At 36.9% G+C, this 2,523-nt stretch carries 4 protein-coding genes and 1 pseudogene; 1 reads left to right on the forward strand and 4 read right to left on the reverse strand.

Annotated features, from left to right (window positions below):
* The 3 genes from F6K22_RS42795 to F6K22_RS38505 form a co-directional block, all read right to left on the reverse strand.
* Nucleotides 1–171: transposase (locus F6K22_RS42795; RefSeq protein ID WP_363275357.1), on the reverse strand; the 171-nt coding region annotated here is incomplete at its 3' end.
* Between the two features lie 4 nt (nucleotides 172–175).
* Complete coding sequence (locus F6K22_RS38500) at nucleotides 176–403, reverse strand: hypothetical protein (RefSeq protein ID WP_293110171.1); 228 nt, start codon at nucleotides 401–403, stop codon at nucleotides 176–178.
* Between the two features lie 411 nt (nucleotides 404–814).
* Nucleotides 815–1,132, reverse strand: a complete 318-nt coding sequence (locus F6K22_RS38505) for a hypothetical protein (RefSeq protein WP_293110173.1) — start codon at nucleotides 1,130–1,132, stop codon at nucleotides 815–817.
* Nucleotides 1,133–1,192: 60 nt separating this feature from the next.
* On the opposite strand from F6K22_RS38505, the gene F6K22_RS38510 reads away from it, so the two are divergent.
* Nucleotides 1,193–1,594: a hypothetical protein gene (locus tag F6K22_RS38510; protein WP_293110175.1), complete on the forward strand. Its 402-nt coding sequence runs from the start codon at nucleotides 1,193–1,195 to the stop codon at nucleotides 1,592–1,594.
* A gap of 323 nt (nucleotides 1,595–1,917) precedes the next feature.
* Here F6K22_RS38510 and F6K22_RS38515 read toward each other — a convergent pair.
* Nucleotides 1,918–2,523, reverse strand: a pseudogene (locus F6K22_RS38515) (transaldolase family protein); the annotation flags it as partial.

Consider the following 2,523-nt stretch of genomic DNA (forward strand, 5'->3'; position numbering starts at 1 on the left):
AATCCAATAAGCTAATAAATAAGAGACGAAAGAAAGAATTAACCAACGATCAACCCCTAATAAAGTTTTTTGCCCAAAACGATGAAGACTAAATTGATGTTTGGCCGTTTTAAAGAAACCTTCAATCTGCCATCGACGTTTTCCCCAACGGACGATAGTTTTTCCCTTCATAGGTTTAGTTGAAATAACAAATCGCTTGACTCTTTTTTCCGGAACGTTTGAGCCAAACCCATGATAAAAATACAGGAAAATCTAAGCCATTTAGATAAACTTGTTGTCCAGGAGTTTTTAGTTCAGATACCTTACCTCCATCAGTTAATTTTCTTGTATTAGGGATGCCCAGAATTCCATGATGATTAAAGGAATCGTCACGGAGTTTTTCACTCTCATTTAATTGTCCCAAAAGCTGTATCTCCTAAAACATAAATTTGGAAAGATTTAGTCAAAATAGAAGGCAATGTATTCAGTAATTTTGAAGCTAGCTGAGAAGGTGATGGAGTGTCTTTGGCTCTATATACACGAAAACTCCAAGGAAATCGCCAATTACCTAGAACTAAGTACAGAACAACGATATGTAAACCCTTTTTATGATTATAGACTCTAACTAATTCTTTTAGATGAACGCTCCTTGCCTACTTTTTCAAGAGTTGTTAAATCTAGAATCACTTGTAAAATGGGTTTTCGCCCTTTTCTTCTTTGAGATCAAACTAAGTTGAGAATGAAAGAACGAACGGTGCGTATCAGAGAACGAGTTGACCAATTATAATGATTTAAGAAGCGACTAATACCTGCATTTCTCACAAACTTTGCGATTCTAGTCGCTAAAAATCTTGTATAGCAAGCATTTAACCCTGCTTAAAAGAGATAAAAAAAACAAAACACTGTTGAAAACCTTATTCTGTATGACTTTGAGTAGATAAGGATTTTGATAAGTCAAACTTATTTTGTGAGAAATCCGGGTAATAGCACTTTCTGATTTGGTTTGACAATGATGAGGAACAGCATTTCCTTGACTATTGAGAAACAACCCTAAAACAGATTCTAGAGTTTCTTTTTGATAAATGGTGGGCATTAATTGTTTTAAAGAGGAGAGTAGTTCGTCAACTTGGGATAAAATAGGGCGAGGTAACATAGTTCTCTTGTGATCATAGTTCTCTATGATCACATATTCCATAATCAAAAAGCTCAAAAAATGGCTAAAATCAACAGTAATCTAGAAATAGCAGAGAGAGCAGACCCTATTAGAGAAACTATAGCTGCTTTAAAACGTGAAAAATCAGAAATTGAAGCTTCAGGATGGGTTGCTCCTGCTGATTGTTATGTAGCAAGGTATCAAGCAAAAGGGCAAAAATATCATTATTGGTATTATCAACTCAAAGGGTCTAGGTCTGTTTTCCAAAAAAGTAATAAAAAAGGGGAATTTCCGCGTTTTAAACATTTAGGAAAAGCAGGAAGTCAAGCACATATAGATGGAGTCAATGCTGTGATTAGAAGAGGTAAAATTGAGCAATTAATTTCAGCTATTGAAGCACTTTATGAAAGTTGGTTAGATTTATATCCCGATGAAGAAAAAGCGGGCGATCGGGTAGAGTAACATTAATTTACGATCTGGTTTTTATTATTTCTTATTATAGTTCTCTATTCAGAAGATATAACTACTCCAACCCACAATCAGATAAGCATTTCAGCCATCGATCTTCATATCAACTTTTTTTGGTGCAAGATGTGAGTACATGGCTACGCTTAGTTATCCCTGGAAACCTGAACTTCAGAGTCACTCCGCATCCCGGAGGGCAGGAATTCAACCTACATGGCTACGCTTAGTTATCCCTAGTTTTGAGGCTGGCCTAACTTACTTATGAGCTTGTCAAGCCAAACGAATCGCACTTAGTCTTCCCAACCCAACCCAAACAACACCTACCACATAATTCCTCGCCCTTTTTCATTAAACTCTTTAAAAGTTTGCTCTGATAAACTATGGGTAGTCATTGCCTGCAAAACAGAAAATGGTAATGTCAAATGATCTGCACCTGCTAATAAAGTTGCCACAGCTTCATCAGGAGATTTTACACTTGCTGCTAAAATTTCTGTACTCCTACCTTCAACTACCTTTGCTATCTCTCGCACCAACTTTAAACCATCCCCCAATAATCTTGTTGCCCGGTTGACGTAGGCGATCGCATATTTAGCACCTGCTTCTGCAGCTACTACTGCTTGAGCTGGATGATATATTCCGGTCACCGAACAGTTAATATCTTCAGACAAATGAGATACCACTTGAAAACCAGTAGCAGTTGCCGGAATTTTCAGAACTATTTTGTGACCAATTAATTTCGATGCAGCTTTTGCTTCCGCCATCATATCTTCAAAGTTAATAGCAGTAAGTTGATAATATAATTCTCCAGAAACAATTTCTGAAAGTTCCTTTAATGTTGCTTCTGGAGACAAATCGCTTTTTGCCAGCAAAGTTGGGTTAGTTGTCACCCCAGATATCAACCAAATTTACTGGCAACTCTTGCTTCA

The organism is Okeania sp. SIO2F4 (assembly GCF_010672385.1).
Lineage (GTDB): Bacteria > Cyanobacteriota > Cyanobacteriia > Cyanobacteriales > Microcoleaceae > Trichodesmium.

Excerpts from the sequence above, each read along its gene's own strand:
- F6K22_RS38510 (WP_293110175.1), top strand. The coding sequence starts at position 1,193 with ATGGCTAAAATCAACAGTAATCTAGAAATAGCAGAGAGAGCAGACCCT.
- F6K22_RS38505 (WP_293110173.1), bottom strand. The coding sequence starts at position 1,132 with ATGTTACCTCGCCCTATTTTATCCCAAGTTGACGAACTACTCTCCTCT.